The 24,471-nt window shown below is 59.5% G+C and carries 23 protein-coding genes and 1 pseudogene; 16 read left to right on the forward strand and 8 right to left on the reverse strand.

Annotated features, from left to right (window positions below; genetic code table 11):
- Positions 1-124: 124 nt before the first annotated feature.
- A complete protein-coding gene (gene argJ / locus BK660_RS08710) occupies positions 125-1,342 on the reverse strand; it encodes a bifunctional glutamate N-acetyltransferase/amino-acid acetyltransferase ArgJ (RefSeq protein ID WP_123432963.1) in 1,218 nt (405 codons plus the stop codon).
- On the opposite strand from argJ, the gene BK660_RS32575 reads away from it, so the two are divergent.
- Complete coding sequence (locus BK660_RS32575; protein ID WP_185045018.1) at positions 1,341-1,493, forward strand: hypothetical protein; 153 nt, start codon at positions 1,341-1,343, stop codon at positions 1,491-1,493. The genes argJ and BK660_RS32575 overlap by 2 nt on opposite strands.
- Here the strand turns inward: BK660_RS32575 and secA are convergent.
- Positions 1,465-4,200 (reverse strand): preprotein translocase subunit SecA, encoded by a 2,736-nt coding sequence (secA, locus tag BK660_RS08715; protein WP_123432964.1) that lies wholly within the window; start codon positions 4,198-4,200, stop codon positions 1,465-1,467. The genes BK660_RS32575 and secA overlap by 29 nt on opposite strands.
- A gap of 307 nt (positions 4,201-4,507) precedes the next feature.
- On the opposite strand from secA, the gene BK660_RS08720 reads away from it, so the two are divergent.
- Positions 4,508-4,963 (forward strand): DUF721 domain-containing protein, encoded by a 456-nt coding sequence (locus BK660_RS08720; protein WP_123432965.1) that lies wholly within the window; start codon positions 4,508-4,510, stop codon positions 4,961-4,963.
- Between the two features lie 136 nt (positions 4,964-5,099).
- Here BK660_RS08720 and BK660_RS08730 read toward each other — a convergent pair whose 3' ends face one another.
- Positions 5,100-6,587, reverse strand: coding sequence for a helicase HerA-like domain-containing protein (locus BK660_RS08730; RefSeq protein WP_123432966.1), 1,488 nt, complete (start codon positions 6,585-6,587; stop codon positions 5,100-5,102).
- A 184-nt stretch (positions 6,588-6,771) separates the two neighbouring features.
- Here BK660_RS08730 and BK660_RS33780 point away from each other — a divergent pair.
- From BK660_RS33780 to BK660_RS08750, 5 genes and pseudogenes are all read left to right on the forward strand, one after another.
- A pseudogene (locus BK660_RS33780) lies at positions 6,772-7,803 on the forward strand (HAMP domain-containing protein); the annotation flags it as partial.
- A gap of 93 nt (positions 7,804-7,896) precedes the next feature.
- Complete coding sequence (locus BK660_RS33785) at positions 7,897-8,661, forward strand: methyl-accepting chemotaxis protein (RefSeq protein WP_430539927.1); 765 nt, start codon at positions 7,897-7,899, stop codon at positions 8,659-8,661.
- A gap of 246 nt (positions 8,662-8,907) precedes the next feature.
- Positions 8,908-10,020, forward strand: coding sequence for an N-acetylglucosaminyl phosphatidylglycerol synthase (locus tag BK660_RS08740; protein WP_123432968.1), 1,113 nt, complete (start codon positions 8,908-8,910; stop codon positions 10,018-10,020).
- Positions 10,013-10,789 carry an N-acetylglucosaminyl phosphatidylglycerol deacetylase gene (locus tag BK660_RS08745; protein ID WP_123432969.1) on the forward strand — a complete coding sequence of 259 codons (777 nt, stop codon included), beginning with the start codon at positions 10,013-10,015 and terminating at the stop codon, positions 10,787-10,789. Before BK660_RS08740 ends, BK660_RS08745 begins: the two co-directional genes overlap by 8 nt.
- Positions 10,786-11,781, forward strand: a complete 996-nt coding sequence (locus BK660_RS08750; protein WP_123432970.1) for a glucosaminyl phosphatidylglycerol flippase — start codon at positions 10,786-10,788, stop codon at positions 11,779-11,781. Before BK660_RS08745 ends, BK660_RS08750 begins: the two co-directional genes overlap by 4 nt.
- On the opposite strand, the gene BK660_RS32580 is transcribed toward BK660_RS08750, so the two are convergent.
- On the reverse strand, positions 11,768-11,944 hold the full coding sequence (locus BK660_RS32580) for a hypothetical protein (RefSeq protein ID WP_185045020.1): 177 nt from the start codon (positions 11,942-11,944) through the stop codon (positions 11,768-11,770). The genes BK660_RS08750 and BK660_RS32580 overlap by 14 nt on opposite strands.
- Positions 11,945-12,031: 87 nt before the next feature.
- On the reverse strand, positions 12,032-12,880 hold the full coding sequence (purU, locus tag BK660_RS08755) for a formyltetrahydrofolate deformylase (protein WP_027922916.1): 849 nt from the start codon (positions 12,878-12,880) through the stop codon (positions 12,032-12,034).
- Positions 12,881-13,218: 338 nt separating this feature from the next.
- Here purU and mvaT point away from each other — a divergent pair, with 338 nt between their 5' ends.
- Entirely contained in the window at positions 13,219-13,596 is a 378-nt protein-coding gene (mvaT, locus tag BK660_RS08760) for a histone-like nucleoid-structuring protein MvaT (protein WP_007945872.1), read from the forward strand.
- Positions 13,597-13,694: 98 nt separating this feature from the next.
- Here the strand turns inward: mvaT and sbcB are convergent, their stop codons facing one another.
- On the reverse strand, positions 13,695-15,125 hold the full coding sequence (sbcB, locus tag BK660_RS08765) for an exodeoxyribonuclease I (RefSeq protein ID WP_123432971.1): 1,431 nt from the start codon (positions 15,123-15,125) through the stop codon (positions 13,695-13,697).
- Positions 15,126-15,306: 181 nt separating this feature from the next.
- On the opposite strand from sbcB, the gene BK660_RS08770 reads away from it, so the two are divergent.
- From BK660_RS08770 to BK660_RS08805, 8 genes are all read left to right on the forward strand, one after another.
- Positions 15,307-16,032: an RDD family protein gene (locus tag BK660_RS08770; protein WP_123432972.1), complete on the forward strand. Its 726-nt coding sequence runs from the start codon at positions 15,307-15,309 to the stop codon at positions 16,030-16,032.
- A complete protein-coding gene (locus BK660_RS08775) occupies positions 16,029-17,006 on the forward strand; it encodes a stage II sporulation protein M (protein WP_123432973.1) in 978 nt (325 codons plus the stop codon). The genes BK660_RS08770 and BK660_RS08775 overlap by 4 nt, the downstream gene beginning before the upstream one ends.
- A complete protein-coding gene (locus tag BK660_RS08780; RefSeq protein WP_123432974.1) occupies positions 16,993-18,537 on the forward strand; it encodes a DUF4129 domain-containing protein in 1,545 nt (514 codons plus the stop codon). Before BK660_RS08775 ends, BK660_RS08780 begins: the two co-directional genes overlap by 14 nt.
- Positions 18,534-19,697 carry a DUF4350 domain-containing protein gene (locus tag BK660_RS08785; protein ID WP_123432975.1) on the forward strand — a complete coding sequence of 388 codons (1,164 nt, stop codon included), beginning with the start codon at positions 18,534-18,536 and terminating at the stop codon, positions 19,695-19,697. The genes BK660_RS08780 and BK660_RS08785 overlap by 4 nt, the downstream gene beginning before the upstream one ends.
- Positions 19,694-20,695 (forward strand): AAA family ATPase, encoded by a 1,002-nt coding sequence (locus BK660_RS08790; protein ID WP_123432976.1) that lies wholly within the window; start codon positions 19,694-19,696, stop codon positions 20,693-20,695. Before BK660_RS08785 ends, BK660_RS08790 begins: the two co-directional genes overlap by 4 nt.
- Positions 20,696-20,828: 133 nt before the next feature.
- Entirely contained in the window at positions 20,829-22,160 is a 1,332-nt protein-coding gene (locus tag BK660_RS08795; protein WP_123432977.1) for a DUF58 domain-containing protein, read from the forward strand.
- A 136-nt stretch (positions 22,161-22,296) separates the two neighbouring features.
- Positions 22,297-22,539 (forward strand): hypothetical protein, encoded by a 243-nt coding sequence (locus BK660_RS08800; RefSeq protein ID WP_123432978.1) that lies wholly within the window; start codon positions 22,297-22,299, stop codon positions 22,537-22,539.
- A 309-nt stretch (positions 22,540-22,848) separates the two neighbouring features.
- A complete protein-coding gene (locus BK660_RS08805; protein WP_123432979.1) occupies positions 22,849-23,232 on the forward strand; it encodes a DUF6124 family protein in 384 nt (127 codons plus the stop codon).
- 150 nt (positions 23,233-23,382) lie between these two features.
- On the opposite strand, the gene BK660_RS08810 is transcribed toward BK660_RS08805, so the two are convergent.
- Positions 23,383-23,742, reverse strand: coding sequence for a PilZ domain-containing protein (locus BK660_RS08810; protein ID WP_123432980.1), 360 nt, complete (start codon positions 23,740-23,742; stop codon positions 23,383-23,385).
- Between the two features lie 242 nt (positions 23,743-23,984).
- Complete coding sequence (locus tag BK660_RS08815) at positions 23,985-24,359, reverse strand: tetratricopeptide repeat protein (protein ID WP_123432981.1); 375 nt, start codon at positions 24,357-24,359, stop codon at positions 23,985-23,987.
- Positions 24,360-24,471 lie beyond the last annotated feature (112 nt).

Consider the following 24,471-nt stretch of genomic DNA (forward strand, 5'->3'; position numbering starts at 1 on the left):
CTTTAGGGGGTGACTGGAAGTCAGCCTTCGCGAGCAAGCCCGCTCCCACACTTGACCGGGTTTCTCCAGTTGCAATGCGGTCAAATGTGGGAGCGGGCTTGCTCGCGAAGGGAGCGACTCGGTCTTAAGTACGGTACTCGGCGTTGATCTTCACGTATTCGTGGGAAAGATCGGTGGTCCAGATGGTTTCGCTGCAATCGCCGCGGCCCAGCTCGATTCGAATGGTGATCTCTTCCTGCTGCATCACCGCAGCGCCCTGGGCTTCGGTGTACGTCGCAGCACGTGCGCCACGGCTGGCAATGCACACTTCGCCGAGGAACACGTCGATCTTGCTCACGTCCAGGTTCGGTACGCCGGCACGGCCAACGGCTGCCAGGATGCGGCCCCAGTTCGGATCGGAAGCGAACAGCGCCGTCTTGATCAGCGGCGAGTGCGCCACGGTGTAGCCGACGTCCAGGCATTCCTGGTGATTGCCGCCGCCATTGACTTCAACGGTGACAAACTTGGTCGCGCCTTCGCCGTCGCGAACGATGGCCTGGGCCACGTCCATGCACACCTCGAACACCGCTTGCTTCAACTTGGCGAACAATTCGCCTTCGGCACGGGTGATTTCCGGCAGTGCAGCCTGACCGGTGGCGATCAGCATGCAGCAGTCGTTGGTCGAGGTGTCGCCGTCGATGGTGATGCGGTTGAACGACTTGTTGGCACCGTCCAGCAGCAGGTTTTGCAGCACGTCACGGGCGACTTTGGCGTCGGTGGCGATGTAGCCGAGCATGGTCGCCATGTTCGGACGGATCATGCCCGCGCCTTTGCTGATGCCGGTGACGGTGATGGTCACGCCATCATGCTGGAACTGGCGGCTCGCACCCTTGGGCAGCGTGTCGGTGGTCATGATGCCGGTGGCCGCCGCTTCCCAGTTATTGATCGACAGGTCGTCGAGGGCCGCTTGCAGTGCGCCTTCGATTTTCTCGACCGGGAGCGGCTCGCCGATCACGCCGGTGGAGTACGGAAGCACCAGGCTGGCATCGACACCCGTCAGCTCAGCCAGCTTGGCGCAGGTGCGCTCGGCGGCGGCCAGGCCAGGCTCGCCGGTACCGGCGTTGGCGTTGCCGGTGTTGGTCAACAGGTAACGCACCGGGCCTTGCACGCGTTGCTTGGCCAGGATCACCGGAGCGGCGCAAAAAGCGTTCAGCGTGAACACGCCCGCGACAGTAGAACCTTCGGCGCAGCGCATGACCACGACATCCTTGCGCCCCGGGCGTTTAATGCCGGCCGAGGCGATACCGAGTTCAAAACCGGCAACCGGGTGCAACGTTGGCAAAGGACCAAGACCAACAGCCATGAATGCGCTCCTCAAAAAATGTAGTCATCACCGTCATGCGATGAACGGCGGTATTAAATGGCAAAACGCCGCGACGGCTGATGCCGGTCGCGGCGCGGGTATTTCAGCGATTGAAACGGGTTTTACTGGATCTGCCCGTGGCAATGCTTGAATTTCTTGCCCGAACCGCAGTAGCACAGTTCGTTACGGCCCAGCTTCTGCTCGTTGCGAACCGGTGCCACGGCGAGGGCGACATCAATCTCTTCGCCCAACGGTTCCACTTGCTCAAGACCCGGTGCTTCTTCGTGGTGGAACTGCATGCGTGCGGCCAGTGCTTCGGCTTCCTGACGCAGGCGTTGCTCTTCGGCTTCCGGATCTTCGCGGCGAACCTGAACGTGGGACAGCACACGGATCGAGTCGCGCTTGATCGAATCCAGCAGCTCGGAGAACAGCGTGAACGACTCGCGCTTGTACTCTTGCTTCGGGTTCTTCTGGGCATAGCCACGCAAGTGGATGCCGTGACGCAGGTGGTCCATGGTCGACAGGTGATCTTTCCACAGGTCATCCAGCACGCGCAGCACGATTTGCTTCTCGAAGCTGCGCAGCGCTTCGGCGCCCGCCTGGTCTTCTTTCTCGTTGTACGCCGCGATCAGCTCTTGCATCAGCTTCTCGCGCAGGGTTTCTTCGTACAGGTGATCGTCTTCGTCGAGCCATTTCTGGATCGGCAGCGCCACACCGAAGTCGCTCTGCAGCGCAGCTTCCAGACCGGCCACGTCCCACTGCTCAGGCAGCGATTGCGGTGGAATGTGCGCGCTGACGGTAGAGTTGAGCACGTCCTGACGGAAATCGGCGATGGTTTCGCCAATGTTGTCAGCGGCCAGCAACGTGTTACGCATGTGATAAATCACTTTACGCTGTTCGTTGTTGACGTCGTCGAACTCGAGCAGTTGCTTACGAATGTCGAAGTTACGGCCTTCAACCTTGCGCTGAGCCTTTTCGATGGCGTTGGTCACCATGCGGTGCTCGATCGCCTCGCCTGGCTGCATGCCCAGGGCCTTCATGAAGTTCTTCACCCGGTCAGAGGCGAAGATACGCATCAGGCTGTCTTCCAGCGACAGGTAGAAGCGGCTGGAACCGGCGTCGCCCTGACGACCGGCACGACCACGCAGCTGGTTGTCGATACGGCGCGATTCGTGACGCTCGGAAGCAATCACCTGCAAGCCACCCGATTCGAGCACTTGCTGGTGACGCTTCTGCCAATCGGCCTTGATCTGGGCAATCTGCTCTGGCGTCGGATCTTCCAGGGACGCCACTTCCACTTCCCAGTTACCGCCCAACAGGATGTCGGTACCACGACCGGCCATGTTGGTGGCGATGGTCAGTGCGCCTGGGCGACCGGCCTGGGCAATGATCTCGGCTTCCTTTTCGTGAAACTTGGCGTTCAGAACCTTGTGTTCGATGCCTTGTTCCACGAGCAGGCGGGACATGTGCTCGGAGGTTTCGATGGTCGCGGTACCTACCAGTACCGGACGGCCCGCCGCCATGCTTTCCTTGATGTCTGCCACGATGGCCGTGTACTTCTCGTCGGCCGTCAGGAACACCAGGTCGTTGTAGTCCTTACGGGCCAACGGCTTGTTCGGCGGAATGACCATGACCTGCAGGCCATAGATCTGATGGAACTCGAACGCCTCGGTGTCGGCCGTACCGGTCATGCCGGACAGCTTGTTGTACAGGCGGAAGTAGTTCTGGAACGTGGTCGATGCCAGGGTCTGGCTTTCGGCCTGGATGTTCAGGTTTTCCTTGGCTTCGATAGCCTGGTGCAGGCCTTCGGACAAACGACGGCCCGGCATGGTACGACCGGTGTGTTCGTCGACCAGGACAACCTGACCGTCCTGCACGATGTACTCGACGTTGCGATGGAACAGTTTGTGCGCACGCAAACCGGCATAAACGTGGGTCAGCAGACCCAGGTTGTGTGCCGAATACAGGCTTTCGCCTTCAGCCAACAGGCCGAGAGAGGTCAGCGATTCTTCTACAAATTGATGGCCCGCTTCGTTGAGTTCGACCTGACGGGTCTTCTCATCGACGGTGTAGTGGCCGGCCTTGGTGACTTCGCCTTCAACTTCTTCGACGTGCAATTCCAGGCGCGGGATCAGTTTGTTGATCTCGATGTACAGCTTGGAGCTGTCCTCGGCCTGACCGGAAATGATCAGCGGAGTACGGGCTTCGTCGATGAGGATGGAGTCGACTTCGTCGATCACGGCAAAATTGAGTTCGCGCTGGAATTTTTCTTCCATGCTGAACGCCATGTTGTCGCGCAGGTAATCGAAACCGAATTCGTTGTTGGTGCCGTAGGTAATGTCGGCAGCGTAGGCCAGACGTTTCTCTTCCGGCGGCTGGAACGGCGTAACCACGCCGACCGTCAGGCCGAGGAATTCGTAGAGCGGACGCATCCAGTTGGCGTCACGACGGGCCAGGTAGTCGTTCACCGTCACAACGTGCACGCCCTTGCCGGACAGCGCGTTGAGGTAAACGCCCAGTGTAGCCACCAGGGTCTTGCCTTCACCGGTACGCATTTCCGCGATCATGCCTTCATGCAAGGTCATGCCGCCGATCAGCTGGACATCGAAGTGGCGCATACCCATGACACGCTTGCCGGCTTCGCGGGCGACCGCAAAGGCTTCTGGCAACAGCTTGTCGAGGGTTTCCCCTTTGGCGATGCGGGCCTTGAACTCGTCTGTCTTGGCACGCAATTGATCGTCCGAAAGGGCCACCATTTGCTCTTCGAAGGCATTGACGAATTGCACCGTCTTGAGCATGCGTTTGACTTCACGCTCGTTCTTGCTTCCAAAAAGTTTCTTTAACAAAGGCGCAAACATATCGGCAGGATCTTCCACACTAAAGGGATGGAGGGCGGCCCCGTGAGTCGCCCGTGCAGCCCTCATGGCCGCATGCGAACGAGCATTCTACCCGGAAACGATGGTGAGGAAAGTGGCGTTATTCCACGATGCATGCACTGCGCTGTAACGGGGCTCACTTAAAATAAGGGCTTTTTGCTGAACTTCAAGCCGTTCACGGCAGAAGTTACTTGTTGATTTAATGGGTAAAGCGCGCGCAAAGCAATGGGTCAGGTGCACCAGGTGCTTTCTGCTACCATAGCGGCTCTGTTACTTCAGGTGTCTGATCATGGCATTTCGCCCTCTTACGGCCAGAGCACCCGCCGTTCTGCTTCGCGAAGCCAAGCCGCTGAAAGCTATTTTTGGCCACGCTCAACGCCTGGGTCATTTACAACGTCTGCTCGAAAGCCAATTGCAGCCCGCGGCTCGCGAACACTGCCATGTGGCGTCGTGGCGCGAAGGCAGTTTGTTGCTGATCGTCACCGACGGCCATTGGGCAACGCGCCTGCGCTATCAGCAAAAGCGTCTGCAACGCCAGTTACAGATGTTTGACGAATTCGCCAGCCTGACCCGGATTCTGTTCAAGGTGCAGCCACCGACCGTGCAGCAAGGCGCGGCGGGGCACACCATCAGTTTGTCGTCGGACGCGGGCGCGACCATTCAGGCCACGGCTGAGGGGATCAGCGATCCGAATCTGCGGGCTGCGCTGGAACGCCTTGCGGCGCACGCCAAACCCAAGACCTGACACAGAACGAAATGTGGGAGCGGCGGTGCGACGATTCGACTTGCTCGCGAATGCAGTGTGTCATTCAACAGATAAGTTGACTGACACACCGCATTCGCGAGCAAGCCCGCTCCCACATTTTGACCGAGTCCGTCTGCTAGCGGCTTTTTTTGCCGCCGAGCAGCGAGCCCATCAACCCGCGTACCAATTGTCGGCCCAACTGATTAGCCGCCTGTCGCATCGCCGACTTCAACGCCTGTCCGGCCGCCGTCCCGAGAAACTCCCCGGCCTGCTCGGTAAAGCTTGGTTCCTCGGCTGCAGGTTTGGCCGGCGGCGCCTCGGGATCAGGTGCCAATCCCTTGCGCCCCATCAGCACTTCATAAGCTGATTCCCGATCAATCGGCTTGTCATAACGCCCCTGCAACGGCGAACCGGCGATCAATGCCGCACGTTCGGCCTCGCTCAACGGCCCGATCCGCGATTGTGGTGGCGCGATCAACACGCGCTGGACCATCTCCGGCGTGCCTTTATCGGCCAGCGTCCCGACCAGCGCCTCGCCGATCCCCAGTTCGGTCAACACCGACAAGGCATCGAACGCCGGGTTCGGCCGGAAGCCTTCAGCCACGGCGCGCAGGGATTTTTGTTCCTTGGCGGTGAACGCACGCAAACCGTGCTGGATGCGCAAACCCAGTTGAGCCAGCACGTCATCCGGCAGGTCACCCGGTGATTGAGTGACAAAATACACGCCCACGCCTTTCGAGCGAATCAACCGCACCACTTGTTCCAGTCGATCCTGCAACGCCTTGGGCGTCCCGGCGAACAGCAAATGGGCCTCGTCGAAAAACAACGCCAGCAGCGGTTTCTCCGCATCACCGCGTTCCGGCAATTGCTCGAACAACTCGGCGAGTAGCCACAGCAAGAACGTCGCGTAAACCTTCGGGGCTTCGTGAACCAGACGACTGGCATCCAGCAAATGAATGCGCCCGCGACCGTCAGCGGTCGGTTGCAGAATGTCTTCGAGTTGCAGCGCCGGTTCGCCGAACAGCGCTTCGGCGCCTTGTTGCTCCAGCGTCGCCAGCCGCCGCAACAGCGCCTGACTGGAACCGGTGGTCATCAACGCGGCGTCATCGCCGAGCAATTCGGGGTTATCACGCAAATGATTGAGCAGCGCCTTCAGGTCCTTGAGATCCAGCAGCAACAGCCCTTCGCGGTCCGCCACCTTGAACGCCGCGTACAGCGCCGACTGCTGGCTGTCGGTCAGTTCCAGCAGGCTGCCGAGCAACAACGGGCCCATTTCACTCAGGGTGGTGCGCAATGGATGACCGGACTGGCCATGAATGTCCCATAGCGTCACGGGATACGCCTGGGGCTTGTGGTTCAGCCACGGCATGCCGGCGATGCGCTCGGCGATCTTGCCTTGGGGGTTGCCGCCGGCGCCGAGGCCACACAGGTCGCCCTTGATGTCGGCGGCAAATACCGCCACACCCGCATCGCTGAACGCTTCGGCCATGCGCTGCAAGGTGACGGTTTTACCGGTCCCGGTAGCGCCGGCGACCAGGCCGTGACGGTTCGCCAGACGCATGGCCTGGGCGATGGGCTGGCCGGCAAGATCGGCACCGAGAACGAGTTGCAATGAGTCAGGCATTTGGTCACCTAGTGGTTAATCTTTGATCCGGCGCGGCCGATACAAAAAAAGAGATTACACAGAAATCAGCGTCGGTATTCCCTAAGGACAGGACAGAACTATCAGCTGCTTTTCACCCTGCCCGTTTTGCGTGCCCTTATAAAAGCACGCCATGAATAATAAGACCTTAGCGGAACCCCAAGCCATGAACAAAAACCTGCGCTTCAGCCATAAAATTTTGCTTGCCGCCGCCCTCATTGTTATTGCCGCCTTTGCCTCGTTCACCCTGTACAACGACTATTTACAGCGCAACGCCATCCGCGAAGACCTGGACAACTACCTCAATGAGATGGGCGACGTCACCGCCAACAACATCCAGACCTGGTTGGCCGGTCGAATCCTGCTGATCGATAGCCTCGCGCAAAACATCGCCATCAACCCTGAACAGTCCAACGTCGCCAGCCTGCTTGAGCAGAAAGCCCTGACGTCGACCTTCATGGCGTCCTACCTGGGCGATGCCACCGGCAGCTTTACCATTCGCCCCGACGCCAAGATGCCGGCCGGCTTCGATCCACGGGTTCGCCCCTGGTACAAAGGCGCCGAGAGCAGCAGCACCGCGACGCTGACCGAACCGTATATCGATGCAGCCACCGGCCAGACCATCATTTCCATCGCCACCGCCTCGAAGAAGGCCGGGCAAAGCGTCGGTGTGGTGGGCGGCGACCTGAGCCTGCAAACCCTGATCGATACCCTCAGCGCCCGCGATTTCGACGGCATGGGTTATGCCTTCCTGGTCAGCGCCGATGGCAAGATCCTGGTGCACCCGGACAAAGCCCTGGTCATGAAGTCCCTGAGCGAGGCGTTCCCGAAAAACACCCCGCGCATCAGCAGCGACTTCAGTGAGGTCGACGTCGACGGCAAGACCCGCATCGTCACCTTCACCGCGATCAAAGGCCTGCCTTCGGTCAACTGGTACATCGGTCTGTCGGTGGACAAGGACAAAGCCTTCTCGATGCTCAGTTCGTTCCGTGCGTCTGCCGTGGTCGCGACCATCATTGCCGTGGCGATCATCATCGCGCTGCTGGGCATGCTGATCCGCATCCTGATCCAGCCACTGCACGTCATGACCCGCGCCATGGAAGACATCGCCGACGGTGAAGGCGACCTGACCAAGCGCCTGACCATCCAGAACAACGATGAATTCGGCATCCTCGGCACCGCGTTCAACCGTTTTGTCGAACGTGTTCACACCTCGATTCGCGAAGTGTCCTCGGCCACCGGGCAAGTCAACGAAGTGGCGTTGCGCGTTGTGGCCGCCTCGAACTCCTCGATGTTCAACTCCGACCAGCAGGCCTCGCGCACCAGCAGCGTCGCCGCCGCGATCAATCAGCTCGGGGCCGCCGCCCAGGAAATCGCCCGTAACGCCGCGCAAGCGTCGAGTCAGGCCAGCGATGCCCGCAGCCTGGCCGAAGACGGCCAGCAAGTGGTGGACCGCAGCATCAAGGCGATGAATCAGCTGTCGAGCATGCTCAGCGCCTCGAGCACCAACATCGAATCGCTGAACAGCAAAACCGTGAACATCGGCCAGATCCTCGAAGTGATCACCAGCATTTCCCAACAAACCAACCTGCTGGCACTCAACGCGGCCATCGAAGCGGCCCGCGCCGGTGAAGCCGGCCGTGGTTTCGCAGTGGTGGCGGATGAAGTGCGCAACCTGGCGCACCGCACCCAGGAATCGGCACAACAGGTGCAGACCATGATCGAGGAGCTGCAAGTCGGCGCCCGCGAATCCGTCAGCACCATGAGCGACAGCCAGCGCCACAGTCAGGACAGCGTGGAAATCGCCAACCTGGCGGGCGAACGGTTGAACAGCGTGACGTTGCGCATCGGTGAAATCGACGGCATGAACCAGTCGGTGGCCACAGCAACTGAAGAGCAGACGGCGGTGGTGGAGTCGATCAACGTCGACATTACCGAGATCAATACGCTGAATCAGGAAGGCGTGGAAAACCTGCAATCGACGTTGCGCGCGTGCTCGGACCTCGAGCAGCAGGCTTCGCGGCTGAAGCAGTTGGTTGGCAGTTTCCGAATCTAAGCTGATTCTGAAGGCCCCTTCGCGAGCAAGTCGAATCGTCGCACCGCCGCTCCCACATTCGATCGCATTCTTTCTGGAAGAACTCGGTTAAATGTGGGAGCGGCGGTGCGACGATTCGACTTGCTCGCGAAGGCGTCCTGCAAAACACCACAGCCCCCCTGACACCCCACCACAAAACCCCAACCGAACATCTATCCTTCACAAAGGTCAACCAAAGGAGAGCAACAGACCGGAGGGCCGCTCATCGTGCATATCGCGGACATCACCATGTTCTACGCCCCGGCCAGCGGTGGCGTGCGCACGTATCTGGATGCCAAGCACCGTCGCCTGGTGATCAAGCCAGGCATTCGCCACAGTCTGTTGATTCCGGGCTCGCACCTGAGTGAAACCGATGGCGTCTACACGGTTCCCGCCCCCGCCCTGCCCTTTGGCAAAGGTTATCGTTTCCCCCTGCGCCTCGCTCCCTGGCGAAATGTCCTGCAGGATTTACAGCCCGATCTGATCGAAGTAGGCGACCCGTACCTCACCGCTTGGGCGGCACTCGACGCGCGGCGCCAACTGGATGTCCCGGTCATCGGTTTTTATCACTCGGACTTGCCGCTGCTGGTCAGCAACCGGATGGGCAATTGGGTCACCACCAACGTCGAAGCCTATGTCAGCAAGCTCTACGGCAACTTCGACCGAGTGTTGGCGCCGAGCCGGGTCATGGCCGACAAATTGACCGGGCTGGGGGTCAGGAACGTGTTCGTCCAACCCTTGGGCGTCGACTTGCAGACCTTCAATCCCGAGGCCCGGGACCCAGGCCTGCGTGCCGAACTGGGCATTGATGAAAATACGCACCTGCTGATTTTCGCCGGGCGCGGCTCCAAGGAAAAAAACCTGCCGGTGCTGCTCAAGTGCATGGCACGTCTGGGGCCGCGTTTTCACCTGCTGCTGGTGGGTTCGTCGATGCCGGCCACCGTGCCGGACAACGTCACGGTGGTCGATGGGTTCTGCCCGGCCGCACACGTGGCGCGATTGATGGCCAGCGCCGATGCCTTGGTGCATGCCGGCGATCAGGAAACGTTCGGGCTGGTGATACTCGAAGCCATGGCCAGCGGCATTCCGGTGGTCGCCGTGGCCGCCGGCGCCTTTCCGGAAATTGTCACCGAGCAATGCGGGTTGCTCTGCGCGCCGAACAACTCGACGGCCATGGCCAATGCCGTTCGCGAATTGTTCAGTCAGGGCAGCGTGGCGCTGGGCAAAACCGCGCGCCGTCACGTCGAGCGACAATACAGTTGGGACACGGTGGTCAACAGCCTGCTCGGGCACTATCACGCCGTACTCGGCAGCCAATGGCCGCAAGTGGCCAATGGGTAACCCAATGAATCGGCCCAGCATGTTACTGGTATTGCACGACGTAGCGCCGTCGACCTTGGCCGACTATCAACCTTTCGTTGAAGCCGTCGACGCCTTGGGCGAGGTGCCGATGACCTGGCTGGTGGTGCCGGATTTTCACAGACACAACAGCCTTGACGCTCATCCGCAGTTTCGACGTGTGCTCACCCATCGTGTTGCACGAGGTGACGAACTGGCATTGCACGGCTACTTTCATTGCGATGAGGGCCCACCGCCCGGCACCCCACGAGACTGGTTCATGCGTCGGATCTACACCCATGAAGGCGAGTTTTACGGCCTGTCGCAACACGCCGCGCTCGACCGGCTGCGCGCCGGCATCGAGGTCTTTGATCGTTACAACTGGCCACTGGAAGGGTTTGTCGCCCCGGCCTGGTTGATGAGCGAAGGCACGCGCGAGGCCTTGCGCCAACTGCCACTGCACTACACCAGCGATTCGCAGCATTTATATCGACTGCCGGATTTCACACCGATTGATGCACCCGGCCTGGTCTGGAGTGCGCGCAGTGCCTGGCGCCGGGGCGTTTCAAAATTGCTCAGCGATCAGCGCGAAAAAAAATGGCACGAGGCGCCGGTCATTCGACTGGGCCTGCACCCGGTGGACATGCGCCATGAGTTCTCCCGCCGTTACTGGTTGCAAACCCTCAAGCGCTTGCTCGACGGCGGGCGCGTACCGATGACCAAATCCCAATGGCTGGCGCTGCAACGCACCCCGCTCGGGCGCGCCGCATGAGCCGGGGCATTCTGTTGTTCGTCGCCCTGCTGGCGGCGGTGCTGATCCCGCTGCTGCTGGGTGGTAACCAGACCTGGTCGCGACTGCAAAGCTTTCCAGTGAGCTGGCTGCTGATCATGTTCGGCATGATTCTGCTGTGCTGGGGGGTGAACACCCTGCGCCTGCGCCTGTTGCTGGGCGATCAGCGCGACAAGGTCAGCCCGCTCAAAAGTCTGGGCGTGGTCATGGCCGCCGAGTTTGCCTATTGCGCCACACCCGGCGGCAGCGGCGGGCCGCTGGCGATCATGGCGTTGCTGGCACGCAATGGTGTGCGACCGGCCAGGGGCAGCGCGGTGTTCGCCATGGATCAACTCAGCGACCTGCTGTTTTTTCTCTGTGCGCTGAGCGGGATTTTGATTTATGCGCTGTTCCAGCACCTCAGCCAGCGCATGGAATGGTTACTGACCGTCAGCGTTATTTCGATGTTCGGCGGGTTGATCTGCTGCGTGATGGTCGCCCGCTACCATCGACTGCTGATTCGCCTGAGCGGGCGGTTACTGGCTCGCCTGAAGGTAAAAAGCACCACGCGCCTGCGCTGGGCACGAAAACTCCTGCACTTCCTCGCGGCATTCACGGACACGTTGAAGTTGCCCGTGCAGACATTGATCACGGTGTTTGCACTGACCTGCGTGCATTGGGTGTTGCGCTACAGCGTGTTGTACCTGGCATTGCGCGGGCTGGGGGCGGATTTGCAGTGGGCCTGGTGCTTCTTGATCCAGATGCTGTCGCTCAGTGCAGGGCAATTCAGCCTGCTGCCGGGCGGTGCCGGGGCGGCGGAGTTGACGTCGGCAGCTCTGCTGGCGCCCATGGTGGGAAAATCAACCGCAGCAGCGGCGATTCTGATCTGGCGGGCGGTGACTTATTACTTCTACCTGATCGCGGGTGGCCCGGTGTTTTTGTTGATGCTGGGGCGGCCGCTATTAAGGAAGTTGATGAAGTTCAAGCAGGCTTGATCTTGTCTTCGGGGTCTTGCTGTAACTGCTCCCACAACTCGGCAGCACCGGGAAATTCCGTACCGTCTTCCGGGCTCATGTCATCCGGGTCATAACGACTCAGACAACCCTCGCCCAGAGTGGCGGGCGCTTTGGAAGTGGCTTTATCCAGTGGATCGGCCATGGTCAATCTCCTCAGTGCAGAAACGGCGAAGGGCCTGAAGCGATTGAACGCCCAGGCCCTTCGAATTTCAACTGTAGTGCGCTGTAATCAGAACACTACCGTCTTGTTGCCATGTACCAACACCCGGTCTTCCAGGTGATAACGCAGACCGCGCGCCAACACCATCTTCTCGACGTCACGGCCGAAACGCACCATGTCTTCAATGCTGTCACTGTGGCTGACACGCACCACGTCCTGCTCGATGATCGGGCCGGCATCCAGCTCTTCGGTCACGTAGTGGCAGGTGGCGCCGATCAACTTCACGCCACGCAGGGAAGCCTGGTGATACGGCTTGGCGCCAACGAACGACGGCAGGAAGCTGTGGTGAATGTTGATGACCTTGTGCGCGTACTCGCTGCACAACGCCGGCGGCAGGATTTGCATGTAACGGGCAAGTACCACCACTTCAGCATCATGCTGTTTGACCAGTCGCGAGACTTCGGCGAACGCCGGCTCTTTGTCCTGTGGATTGACCGGCACATGGTAATAAGGAATGCCGTGCCACTCGACCATGCTGCGCAAGTCGTCGTGGTTGGAAATCACGCAGGAGATTTCGCAGTCCAGTTCATCGCTGTGCCAGCGGTGCAGCAAGTCAGCCAGGCAGTGGGATTCGCGGCTGGCCATCAACACCACGCGTTTTTTCTGCGCGGTATCGGTGATGCGCCAATTCATCGAGAACTCTTCAGCTATCGGCGCAAAGGCTTCGCGAAAGGCTTCGATACCGAAAGGCAGCGAGTCGGCACGAATTTCGTGACGCATGAAGAACCAGCCACTGAGGTTGTCCGAGTGATGGCTCGCTTCGGTGATCCAGCCGTTATGTGACGCCAGAAAGTTACTGACTTTAGCAACGATGCCGACGCGGTCCGGGCAAGCAATCACCAGCCGAAAAGTGCGCATGAGGGGGAAACTCCAGAACTTCGCAAAGGCCGCCATTCTAGCGATTACGCAACAAAACTGCAGTATTGATGACGCCTTGCCTGGCACACGGTCTGCGGAGCCGCTCAGGAAAGCACCCGCTCCCCGCGCGGTGGTGATCTTTTAGTCGATATCAAGAGTCGATTTGTGAAGATCTGTGATGACTGCATCACACTATTTAATCAGCTCTTCAATTTGTGCCCTATTCCTGACAACTAATTTAATTAAAACGCCGGTTAAATGTTTACTTGATGAAACACCCTGACTATTATTGCGGCACTGTCCCCCTGCCATCCAGTCTCCAACATAAGGTAGTCCTCATGTCCTTGATCAACGAATATCGTGCCACCGAAGAAGCTATCAAAGAGCTGCAAGCCCGTTTGAAGAACCTGTCCCAAGACGACAAACTGCAAACCGAGCTGGAATTCGAAGGCAAACTGCGCACCCTGATGGGCGAATACTCCAAGTCCCTGCGTGACATCATCGCGCTGCTGGATCCAGAGTCCAAATCCAAAGCGCCACGCGGCGGCGCAGTAAAAACTACTGGCACCAAGCGTGCTCGCAAAGTTAAACAATACAAAAACCCGCACAACGGCGAAGTCATCGAAACCAAAGGTGGCAACCACAAAACTCTGAAAGAGTGGAAAGCCAAGTGGGGCGGCGACGTGGTTGAAGGCTGGGCTACCCTGCTGGGCTAAGCCGTAGCGCTTGTCACAAATAGAACGTGACAAAAAATAACGCCAGCGAATGCTGGCGTTTTTTTATGCCTGCAATTCAGGCCTGTCTGTTTTCAATTTCAAAGATTCAAACGTTTGCGTAATGCTTCGACATAATTTTGCCATTCATTGAGCACCTCTCGCTGAAACGATGTAGCAGTTCCATTCAATTGGGCCGTGGCTTCGGCAAAAGTATTCAGCGTATTGGGCGCCCCGCATTCGGGCAAAGTCAGACGCTGCTGACAGAACATTCGCCAGCGCTCTTGCTCCTCGAAATTCAACGTGTCGGGGAAGTTGCGTGCGCGATATCGAAACAATAATTCCGGCAAACGTTCGTCATCGAAAGGCCATTGTTCTTGTGATAATTGGACAGGGTCCGCAATTCGGACTTGCTCACATAGACGCCGGTCCCGATCACCGATAAAACCATCGTATAACTGTTGCTCGGGATCCTGGCTCGGCGTGAAATCTTCGCCGGCATAAATCGCCGATACTTTATCTCGCCAAACTAGTTGTGCGTCGATTAGCCGCAGCGACCGTTCCTGATAAAGCGTCATGTCCAGCCCCAGACGTTGCTGATCGTCAGGTCGAAGTACCGACAACGGTGCGACCACCGGGCACTTGTTGATGTGAATAAGTTTAAGCGGCACCGGCAGTTCGCCTTCGGCCAGCTCATCGCGACGGGTGTACAGCCGCTGACGCAAGGTGTCCGCGTCCAGATCCAGCAACCCCTGGGGATCCAGATGCAGGTCGCAGACAATCAAGGCGTTCTTGTTGCGCGGATGCCAGGCCAGGGGCAGCACCACGCCGACATAACTGCGCGCCGCCGAGAACCGCCCGGAAATATGCACCATCGGCTGCAACAGGCGAATCTGGTCCATCACCTTTTGTTTACTGCGCAACTTGAATAGCCAGTCATACAACTTCGGCTGTTTTTCACGAATGAGGCGCGCCAGTGCAATGGTGGCGCGAACGTCCGACAGCGCCTCGTGGGCATTGCCATGATCAATGTGGTTGGCGGCGGTCAGACGTTCGAGCTTGAGGGTCACACGCCCCTCTTCATCCGTCGGCCACACGAGCCCGTCGGGGCGCAAGGCATACGCCGCACGTACCACATCGATCAGGTCCCAGCGGCTGTTGCCGCCCTGCCACTCGCGGGCATACGGGTCGAAGAAGTTTCGATACAGGCTGTAACGGGTCATCTCGTCATCGAAACGCAGGGTGTTGTAACCCGCACCGCAGGTGCCCGGCGCCGCCAACTGGGCATGCACCCGGGTCATGAAGTCCGCTTCGCTCAAGCCCTGTTCAGCCAGTTTACCGGGGGTGATTCCGGTGATGGCGCACGCCGCCGGATGCGGCAGGATGTCCTCACTGGGCTGGCAGTAAAGGTTGACCGGCTCGTCTATTTCATTGAGATCGAAGTCGGTGCGAATCCCCGCCACTTGCAGCGGGCGGTCGCAACGGGGGTTGATGCCAGTGGTTTCATAGTCGTACCAGAAGATCGAGGTCACGGGCTGTTCCTGAACTGAAGATCGGCAAAGTCTAGGCGTTCACATCCCGCCCCGGCCAGTAATCTGTCATTCAATCACCTCTGGCCACTCACCGTGCAATACATAGTTATGTCGTTTTCCCCCGAGAGGCTGCTAGCATCGGGTAGACATCGAATCCCGAACAGGCCACATAAGGTTGCCCATGCTCGAGACCACAGCACTGCCAAGGAAAGCGACGCTGTCCCCGCCACTGGATACGCGGCATCAAGTCGAAACGCCCGAAGGCATTGACTTGCCACTGCGCCCGGCCGGGTTGATGGTCCGTGCGCTGGCGTTCGCCATTGATTTAGGGATACGCGGGCTGATCCTCGGCCTGTTGTTTATCGTCCTGGCGTTTCTCGGAAAGCTGGGCGCCGGGCTGGGCTCGATCCTGCTGTTCGCGGTGAGCTGGTGGTACATGGTGCTGTTCGAAGTGCTCAATCAGGGCCGCTCGCCGGGCAAACAGTGGATGGGCTTGCGCGTGGTGCAGGACGACGGCACGCCCATCGGCTGGTCCGCTTCGCTGCTGCGCAACCTGTTGCGATTCGTCGACCTGCTGCCATTCGGTTACTTCCTCGGGGCCATCAGCTGCCTGCAACACCCGACCTTCAAACGCCTCGGCGACCTCGCCGCCGGCACGCTGGTGATCTACCGCGAGCAACCGCTCACCCGACCGCAACTGCCCGAAGCCACGCCCCTGCGCCCGGCCTTTGCCCTGACCCTGCCTGAACAACGCGCCATCCTCGGTTTCGCTGAACGCCAGGGTGAACTCTCCGAGGCACGGGCCCACGAACTGGCGTCGATCCTTGCTCAACCGTTGCAGGTGCCTGCGCCGCACGCGGTGGTCGCACTCAACGGCATCGCCCGCGGCTTGTTGGGGCCCGCATGAAGCAAAGCCTTTTCGAAGCCAGCCACAAGGCCGAGTGGGAACAGTTTTCCCTGACACTGGATCGACTGGAGCGTGGCAAGGACGCGTCCCGGATCGCCGGTTTCCCCAAGGACTATCGGCAGCTTTGCCAACACCTGGCGCTGGCTCGGGAACGTGGCTACAGCAGTTTCCTGATCGACTCCTTGCAGCAACTCGCGCTGCGTGGGCATCAACAACTGTATCGGCACCGCAGCCGACTGGGCGCCAACATACTGGGCTTTATCCTGGCCGACTTCCCGCGACTGGTGCGTGAACAATGGCGTTTTTTGCTGGCCGCCGGCCTGATGTTTTTTGGCAGTCTGATCAGCTTCGCGCTGCTGGTGTATCTGTTCCCGGACCTGGTCTACAACCTGATTCCGGCCGAGCAGGTCAGCGAGATGCAAAGCATGTACGACCCCGTCGCCGGCCATTTGGGACGCACGGCGGAACGCGCCGCGAGTGAAGACTGGGTGATGTTCGGTTACTACATCATGCACAACATCGGCATCGCCTTTCAGACCTTTGCCAGCGGTTTGTTCTTCGGTCTGGGCAGCGCGTTTTTCCTGCTGTTCAACGGCTTGATCATCGGTGCGGTGGCCGGGCACCTGACGCACGTCGGCTACGGACAAACCTTCTGGTCGTTCGTGATCGGCCACGGTGCTTTTGAACTGACGGCCATCGCCCTGGCCGGTGCCGCCGGCCTGAAACTGGGCTGGGCCTTGATCGCACCGGGACGCCTGCCCCGCGCCGAAGCGCTGCGACTGGCCGCGCGCAAGAGTGTGCTGCTGATCTGCGGGGTGATGTTGTTTCTGTTGATTGCGGCGTTTATCGAAGCGTACTGGTCGTCGATGACCGCACCGGAGCCCATGACCAAATACCTGGTCGGCGCCGCGCTCTGGGCGTTGGTCGCGACGTATTTGCTGTTTGCCGGACGGATTCGCCATGCGCCTGAGTGACGCCACGGTTGTGATCCGCCCGCGCACCACCTGGGAAGCCATGGACCTGGGCGTGCTGATGAGCCAGCGCCATCGACGCCTGTTGATGACCAGCTGGGCCATGGTCACCTTGCCGATCTTCGCCCTGTTCACTGCAATCTTCTGGGATTCGCCGACCCTCGCCGTGTTCATCTTCTGGTGGCTCAAACCGGCGTTCGATCGCTTGCCGTTGTACATCCTGTCCAAAAGCCTGTTCGGCGAAACACCAACGTTAAAACAAGCGCTGCGCGAATGGCCGCGCCTGCTCAAGCCGCAACTGCTGGCCAGCCTGACCTGGCGCCGCCTGAGCCTGAGCCGTAGTTTTGTGATGCCGGTGGTGCAACTCGAAGGCCTTCACGGTCACGCGCGCGAACAGCGCTTGCAGGTACTGCTGCAGCGCAATGCCGGTGCCGCGCAATGGCTGACGATTATCGGCGTGCACCTGGAGAGCGCGCTGTGGATTGGCTTGATGGTGTTGTTCTATTTGCTCCTGCCGCAGCAGATAGAACTCGACTGGAGCTGGCAGACCTTGATCACCGCCGCCGTGCAGGACTGGCGATGGCTGGAACATCTCATCAATGCTTTTTACGTGTTGGTATTAATAGTCTGGGAGCCGATCTATGTGGCCTGCGGCTTCAGTCTTTACCTGAACCGCCGCACGGTGCTGGAAGCGTGGGACATCGAACTGGTGTTCCGCCGTTTGCGCCAACGCCTCAGCACAACCGCCCTTACCCTGTTGCTGGCGGCCATCCTGTGGGTGCCGGGCACGCAACACGTCTGGGCCGCTGAGCCCGTCCTCACACCGGACAGCCCGCGCCTGCTCGATCAACCGCTGACCAGCCAGGCGTCAAAAGACAGCATCAAAGCCGTCCTCGACCAGCCACCGTTCAAGAACAAGGAAACGGTGACCCGCTATCGATTTGGCGAGGAAAAACCCGATACCAAAACCCCGGACAACAACAAGACACCCGAATGGCTGAAGGCGTTGCTAGCACTGCTCGACAACCAGCGTTTCGGCTTCCTCGCCACCCTGATTGAAGTGCTGCTGTGGGGCGCGGTGATCGGTGGCGTCGGTCTGTTGATCTGGCGCTACCGTGACTGGTTGCAGGCATTCGTCAGCCGTCGACCGGCATTGAAAAGCAAAGTCGCCCGTCCGATACCGCAGCAGGCGTTTGGCCTGGACCTCAACCGCGAAACCCTGCCCGACGACATTGCCGCCAGCGCCGAAAGCCTCTGGCAAACCGACCCACGCGCAGCCCTTGGCCTGCTTTATCGTGCCCTGCTCAGCCACTTGCTGCACGACCACCACATGGCGCTGAAAACCGCCGACACCGAAGGCGAAGTCCTCCAACGGGTCGAACAACTGCAACAACCGGCGTTGCTGGCGTTCAGCAAAACCCTGACCGGTCACTGGCAAAACATGGCCTACGGTCATCGTCTTCCACCCGCGCATTCACAACAGGAACTGTGTGACGGCTGGCGAACGTTGTTCGGCCCGGGAGCCGCCCATTGAGCCGGCGTTCAGGGTTGTTTGTCGGCATGGTCATCGCCCTGCTGGTCGGCGCACTGGGTATTTACCTGTACCTGAAAGCCACGCCCTATCAGACGGAAATCGATCACGGCCCATCGCCTGAAGCGCAGGCCAATCCCTACCTCGCCGCTGAACACTTTTTGCGCAAGCAGGGCCTGACCGTCAGCCATGCCAACGGAATTGACGCGCTACCCACCCTCGATCCCCGTCAGCACAGCCTGCTATTGCTGGGTGACCGCTACAACATGACCCCACGCCAGATTGATCAGGTGATGAACTGGACGCGGGCCGGTGGCCGCTTGTTGTTTGTCGCCCAGTCGTTGTGGGATGAAAAAACCGGCCAGAGCAACGACCTGCTGCTCGACCGTGTGCAGTTGCACCAGACCCTGAGCAAGGACCTCAAGGAGCCACCGCCCGGCATCCCGGATGATCCCTATCCCAAACTGACCAAGCTGTATCTGGAAGATGAAGAAGCACCGGCCTACGCCAGCTTCGACACGGCATTTCATCTTGAAGACCCGAAGAACCTCGCGCAATCCTGGGCCAACAGCGGCAAGGCCACGCACATGATGCAGCTCAACCACGGGCTCGGTTCGATCACCGTGGTCACCGACGCCGACCTGTGGAAAACCCCTGCCATCGACCAATACGATAACGCGTGGCTGCTCTGGTATCTGACGGCGGACACAAGCGTGACGTTGTTGTTCAACACCGATCACGACAGTTTGCTGACCTTGTTGTGGCGTTATTTCCCACAGGCATTGGTGGCCTTGATTGCGCTGATCGGATTGGCTTTCTGGCACGTTGGCGTACGCCAGGGTCCGCTGCAGGGTCCTGCCTCGCAAGACCGTCGGCAACTCCAGGAACACCTGCGCGCCAGCGCCGATTTCATCTTGCGCCGCCAGGGCCAGCAGCACCTGTTGCAAGCCTTGCAACAAGACATCCTGCGCCGTGTACGGCGGCGTCATCCCGGTTTCGAACAACTCGGCGTTGCCGAGCAATGGCTGGTGCTCGCACGCCTCACCGGCCAACCCACACGCGCTATCAGCCAGGCCATGAGCCCGCGACCGAAGCAGCGGCTGTCCAGCGCTGACTTCAGCCGTCAGGTCGCCCACCTGCAAACCTTGAGGAACACGCTATGAGTGAACAGATCGAGCCCGGCTCGCCGACTCACGTCGCCCAGCAACGCCAGCGTGCCAGTCAATTGGCCCAGGCAGTGCGCGGCGAATTGCAGAAAGCCGTGATTGGCCAGGACACCGTGATCGACGACGTGCTGACGGCGCTGATCGCCGGCGGTCATGTGCTGCTCGAAGGCGTGCCGGGGTTGGGCAAGACCTTGCTGGTGCGCGCCCTCGCCAAGTGTTTCGGCGGCGAGTTCGCCCGCATCCAGTTCACCCCCGACCTGATGCCCAGCGACGTCACCGGGCACGCGGTCTACGACTTGAACACCGAGCAGTTCAAATTGCGTAAAGGCCCGCTGTTCACCAACCTGCTGCTGGCCGACGAGATCAACCGCGCCCCGGCGAAAACCCAGGCCGCCCTGCTCGAAGCCATGCAGGAACGCCAGGTCACCCTCGAAGGCCGCGCCCTGCCCATCGTGCAACCGTTCATGGTGCTCGCCACGCAAAACCCCATCGAGCAGGAAGGCACTTACCCATTGCCTGAAGCCGAGCTCGACCGCTTCATGCTCAAAGTGCGCATGGACTACCCCGATGCCGAGCAAGAGCTGAACATGGTCCGCCAGGTCAGCCGCTCGACCCGCGCCGACATGCTCGATGTGCAACCGCTGCGCACCCTGTTGCAAGCCAAAGACGTGTCCGCCTTGCAGCGCATTGCCAGCGACTTGCCGCTGGACGATCAGGTGCTCGACTACGCCGTACGCCTGGCCCGCGCCACCCGCACCTGGCCCGGCCTGATCCTCGGCGCCGGCCCTCGGGCGTCCATCGCACTGGTGCGTTGTGCCCGCGCCCGTGCCTTGCTGCGAGGCGGCGAGTTCGTGATTCCGGATGACATCAAAGGGTGTGCCCTGGCGGTGTTGCGCCATCGCGTGCGGATCGCGCCGGAACTCGACATCGAAGGGCTGGACGTCGATCAAGTGCTCAAACAGGTGCTCGACCAAGTACCGGCGCCGCGCCTGTGAAAAAGCTCATGCGTACCACCCCTGTGGCGAGGGAGCTTGCTCCCGCTGGGCTGCGCAGCAGCCCCACGAAGAGCTTTCCAGCGCTGCGCACTGGAGCGGGAGCAAGCTCCCTCGCCACAGGAACCGTGTTCCGATGAAGCCTTCTCGGCTGCTGCTGATCTGGCTCGCGATCCTGCTGGCCATCGGCATCGTGCTGGGCGCGTTGCGAGCGCTCGAAATCGCCGTCCCGTCGACCCTTCTGTCGATCAACTGGGGACTGCTGCTGGCCCTGTTCGCGCTGGCCGTGCTCGACGCCTTCCGTCTCAAGCGTCTGCCCTCGCCGCGCCTGCGCCGACACATGCCCGGCAGCCTGGCATTGGGTCGTTGGAGTGAAGTGCGACTGGACGTTGAACATGCGTTCACCCAACCGCTGAACGTGCAACTTTTCGACCATGTGCCGTCGGGACTGAATTTTGAAAACCTGCCCCTGACCGTCGAATTGCAACCCGGTCAACAGAGCGAGACGGGCTATCGACTGCGCCCGCTCAAACGCGGCCACTTCAGCTTCGAACACTGCGAAATCAGCCTGCCGAGCCCGCTCGGATTATGGTCCGACAAACGCTTGTTAAACGCCGTCGACTCCACCCGCGTCTACCCCGACTTCGCTCGCCTCTATGGCGGCGAACTGTTGGCGGTGGACAACTGGATCAGCCAGCTCGGTGTACGCCAAAAACAACGACGGGGGCTGGGCCTCGAATTTCATCAGCTGAGAGAATTCCGTGAAGGCGACAGCCTGCGCCAGATCGACTGGAAAGCCACCGCCCGCCAGCGCACGCCCATCGCCCGTGAGTATCAGGACGAGCGCGACCAGCAGATCATCTTCATGCTCGATTGCGGCCGGCACATGCGCAGCCAGGATGGCGAACTCGCGCATTTCGATCACGCGCTCAATGCCTGCCTGTTGCTCAGCTACATCGCCCTGCGCCAGGGCGATGCGGTGGGCCTGAGCACCTTCGCCAGTGATCGAGCGCATTACCTGGCCCCGGTCAAAGGTACTGGCCAACTGAACGTCTTGCTCAACACCGTCTACGACCTCGGCAGCACCCAACGCCCCGCCGATTACCAGGCGGCCGCCACGCAACTGCTGGCACGACAGAAGCGCCGGGCGCTGGTGGTATTGGTCACCAACCTGCGCGACGAAGACGATGAAGAACTGCTCACCGCCGTCAAACGCCTGAGCAAACTGCATCGGGTGCTGGTAGCGAGTCTGCGCGAAGACGTGCTCGACGGTTTGCGGCACGCGCCGGTGCAAACCTTGCCGGAGGCGCTGGCGTATTGCGGAACGGTGGACTATCTAAATGCACGGGCAGAACTCCATGAGCGGTTGAGCGCTCATGGAGTGCCGGTGCTTGATGCCCAACCAATGGAGTTGGGGGCAGAATTGGTGACTCGCTATTTAGGTTGGAAAAAAGCCGGAACAATTTAATGGCGAGCCGCAATTGATTGGTCTGGTCTCGAGATGCAAATAAATACTGTAAACGAGCACTAATGACTTCCACTCATCCTAAAAATCGAAAAAAACCTGATTAACAGACTCATATCTCAATCACAAGGAATTGTTCATGGACGAGAAAACTATATTCGCTTCAGTGCTAACGAAAATCCATGAGAACCAACTGGCGCTGGGAGCGGCAGTAGAAGAGCTATCAAATTGGGTGGAGCAACATGGAGCTAGCGAAGTAGCGGGTAACATCCAAGGTGCGCTGGAAGCGCTCGATCGAAACCAAGAATTTATAGCTTTGGCACTTCTCTCTATCTCTACAGATTTTAATGAACCACGGAATCCAAAAAAGCCCGGATCCTAACGTCTAGCTAACCTTCAATTTCCTGCCGTCTTTCCTCAGCATCTTCCCCTAGCGCTTTATCGCCTAATAGCTAGGGGAAGATGCTCCGCCACGCGACGTCATACACTCATGACAGGCAACCCACTTTTTACACCCGCCACATGGTGGAGCATAGCCGTGCAAACGACTACAGAATGAAGCGCCACTGCCTACAGATCTCATCGACCCTGTCTGATTGTGGCAAGCCCCGTCCCAACATAAGGTTCTCCTACCGACCGCTGCCCCTTTCGTCTCGTACAGAAGTGGTGCAGCCCAACAAGGAGTGAACCAATGCCCCCCAGATCCGTGTTACCCAGAATGAATCTTCCTTCCCCCTACAGTTTCCTCGATTCGAGAAAACTCCACGAAGCTGCCAAAAAAGCTCTAGATCACTATCTCAAACGGAAAAACACTGAATCGTGCTTTGCCGACGAATACGCTAATGAGGAAAGACACATGCAAATGTTCACCGTTGTCCCAGACGCCAATCCCGAAGCCTTGACCATCGAAACCTACGAAACGTTTTCGACGGTCAGCATTCTGCTGCTCGACCTGGCTGAAAGCCTGGACAACACGCTGCGGCATCTGGCGATGGCGATTTACCGGATGAGTGAGTTGGGGTTGATGCTGGTGGAGCGGTCGCTGGATAACGAGCGGGCGATCAAGACGGCCTGACCATTAAGTATCAGGTGACTGTACTGACGCTTTCGCGAGCAGGCTCGCTCCCACATTGGCTCTGAGGTGCGCACAAATTTTGTGCTCAACTTCGATTCAACTGTGGGAGCGAGCCTGCTCGCGAAGGCGATTGCCCAAACACCTCAACCCTCAGGCCGAGGCAGGCAACGGCTGAAAACTGAAGTACTGCCTCAACGCCCCCACCAATTGCCCATATTCCGGCGGTGCCCGTTGCAGGCTGAACCCGGCGTCATAGTGGTGGGGGGTCGCGTCTTCATGGCACCACAGGCAAAACGCCCGCAAATCGATGACTTGCTGGCAACCCTCGATGGCGGGGATTTTCAGACGCAGGTCAAAGTCGACGCCCACCATCATCGGCAGCTGGCTGATGAGCATCAGCCCGTCTTCGGAGACGTTGCCGAGAAAGCCGATGGGTTTGTCGGTGATGCTGTTGAACACTCTGAGGAAATACGGCAATTGATGCCGCTCGATCCGGCGGTCGGTAAACATGCGCAAATGGCCCAGCAAGGCCCTTAAGCAGGGCCGCACTAATGCTTCGGAACGGGCCTTCCTTCTATTTTTATAGATAGAGGCAGCGGCGCGCTCTCCCCCGATGCCGGTGCGTCAGTCCCTACAACGCTGACGCTTACTCCTGCCGATCTCAGGTATGACCTCGGTTTTAAAGGCAAGGCTCTAAAACCGATCTCCTGGACTATAGCTCACCCCCGCCGAGCGGCCAGGGATAACTGCAATCAGTACGTCGCCGGGCGTGGGGTCGCAGCGTTGCGCAGTGGGTAATGGCCCGTACTCTGCAGGGTTTCCAGTCGAGCGCGGGCGCGGTAGGCGTATTCGCTTTGCGGGTAGGTCGCGATGATGTACTGGTAAGTCTGCGCCGCATCGACGAACAGCATCTGCCGTTCCAGGCACTGGCCGCGCATCATCGACACTTCCGGCCACACATACGGCCGCGCACGGCTGGAGCGCTCGACTTTCGACAGTTCGAGCATTACCTGCTCGCAATTGCCGCGGTCGTAGGCGCTGTAGGCGAGATTCAAATGGTGGTTCATCGACCAACGGGCGCAACCCGTGACGCTGAGGGCAAGGACGGCAATGAGCGCAAATCGCATGGGGGATCTCCTGTCTTGAGCGCTGTATCGGCCTGCTGGCGAAAATCTTCAGGAATGTTCGTTTAAAGATAAAAGCGAAAAAGTAGTGCATCCGAACAATGACTACACCCAA

The sequence above is a fragment of the Pseudomonas brassicacearum genome, assembly GCF_003732265.1.
Taxonomy (GTDB): domain Bacteria; phylum Pseudomonadota; class Gammaproteobacteria; order Pseudomonadales; family Pseudomonadaceae; genus Aquipseudomonas; species Aquipseudomonas brassicacearum_D.

Bases quoted from the DNA above. Each gene is read 5' to 3' on its own strand.
- BK660_RS08750 (WP_123432970.1), top strand. From the start codon at position 10,786: ATGAGCCGGGGCATTCTGTTGTTCGTCGCCCTGCTGGCGGCGGTGCTG.
- BK660_RS32580 (WP_185045020.1), bottom strand. From the start codon at position 11,944: ATGGCCGATCCACTGGATAAAGCCACTTCCAAAGCGCCCGCCACTCTG.
- BK660_RS08795 (WP_123432977.1), top strand. From the start codon at position 20,829: ATGAAGCCTTCTCGGCTGCTGCTGATCTGGCTCGCGATCCTGCTGGCC.
- secA (WP_123432964.1), bottom strand. From the start codon at position 4,200: ATGTTTGCGCCTTTGTTAAAGAAACTTTTTGGAAGCAAGAACGAGCGT.
- mvaT (WP_007945872.1), top strand. From the start codon at position 13,219: ATGTCCTTGATCAACGAATATCGTGCCACCGAAGAAGCTATCAAAGAG.
- argJ (WP_123432963.1), bottom strand. From the start codon at position 1,342: ATGGCTGTTGGTCTTGGTCCTTTGCCAACGTTGCACCCGGTTGCCGGT.
- BK660_RS08745 (WP_123432969.1), top strand. From the start codon at position 10,013: ATGGGTAACCCAATGAATCGGCCCAGCATGTTACTGGTATTGCACGAC.
- BK660_RS08790 (WP_123432976.1), top strand. From the start codon at position 19,694: ATGAGTGAACAGATCGAGCCCGGCTCGCCGACTCACGTCGCCCAGCAA.
- BK660_RS08810 (WP_123432980.1), bottom strand. From the start codon at position 23,742: ATGTTTACCGACCGCCGGATCGAGCGGCATCAATTGCCGTATTTCCTC.
- BK660_RS08805 (WP_123432979.1), top strand. From the start codon at position 22,849: ATGCCCCCCAGATCCGTGTTACCCAGAATGAATCTTCCTTCCCCCTAC.
- BK660_RS08775 (WP_123432973.1), top strand. From the start codon at position 16,029: ATGAAGCAAAGCCTTTTCGAAGCCAGCCACAAGGCCGAGTGGGAACAG.
- BK660_RS33785 (WP_430539927.1), top strand. From the start codon at position 7,897: ATGTTCAACTCCGACCAGCAGGCCTCGCGCACCAGCAGCGTCGCCGCC.
- BK660_RS08730 (WP_123432966.1), bottom strand. From the start codon at position 6,587: ATGCCTGACTCATTGCAACTCGTTCTCGGTGCCGATCTTGCCGGCCAG.
- BK660_RS08800 (WP_123432978.1), top strand. From the start codon at position 22,297: ATGGACGAGAAAACTATATTCGCTTCAGTGCTAACGAAAATCCATGAG.
- BK660_RS32575 (WP_185045018.1), top strand. From the start codon at position 1,341: ATGAATGCGCTCCTCAAAAAATGTAGTCATCACCGTCATGCGATGAAC.
- BK660_RS08815 (WP_123432981.1), bottom strand. From the start codon at position 24,359: ATGCGATTTGCGCTCATTGCCGTCCTTGCCCTCAGCGTCACGGGTTGC.
- BK660_RS08780 (WP_123432974.1), top strand. From the start codon at position 16,993: ATGCGCCTGAGTGACGCCACGGTTGTGATCCGCCCGCGCACCACCTGG.
- purU (WP_027922916.1), bottom strand. From the start codon at position 12,880: ATGCGCACTTTTCGGCTGGTGATTGCTTGCCCGGACCGCGTCGGCATC.
- BK660_RS08720 (WP_123432965.1), top strand. From the start codon at position 4,508: ATGGCATTTCGCCCTCTTACGGCCAGAGCACCCGCCGTTCTGCTTCGC.
- BK660_RS08770 (WP_123432972.1), top strand. From the start codon at position 15,307: ATGCTCGAGACCACAGCACTGCCAAGGAAAGCGACGCTGTCCCCGCCA.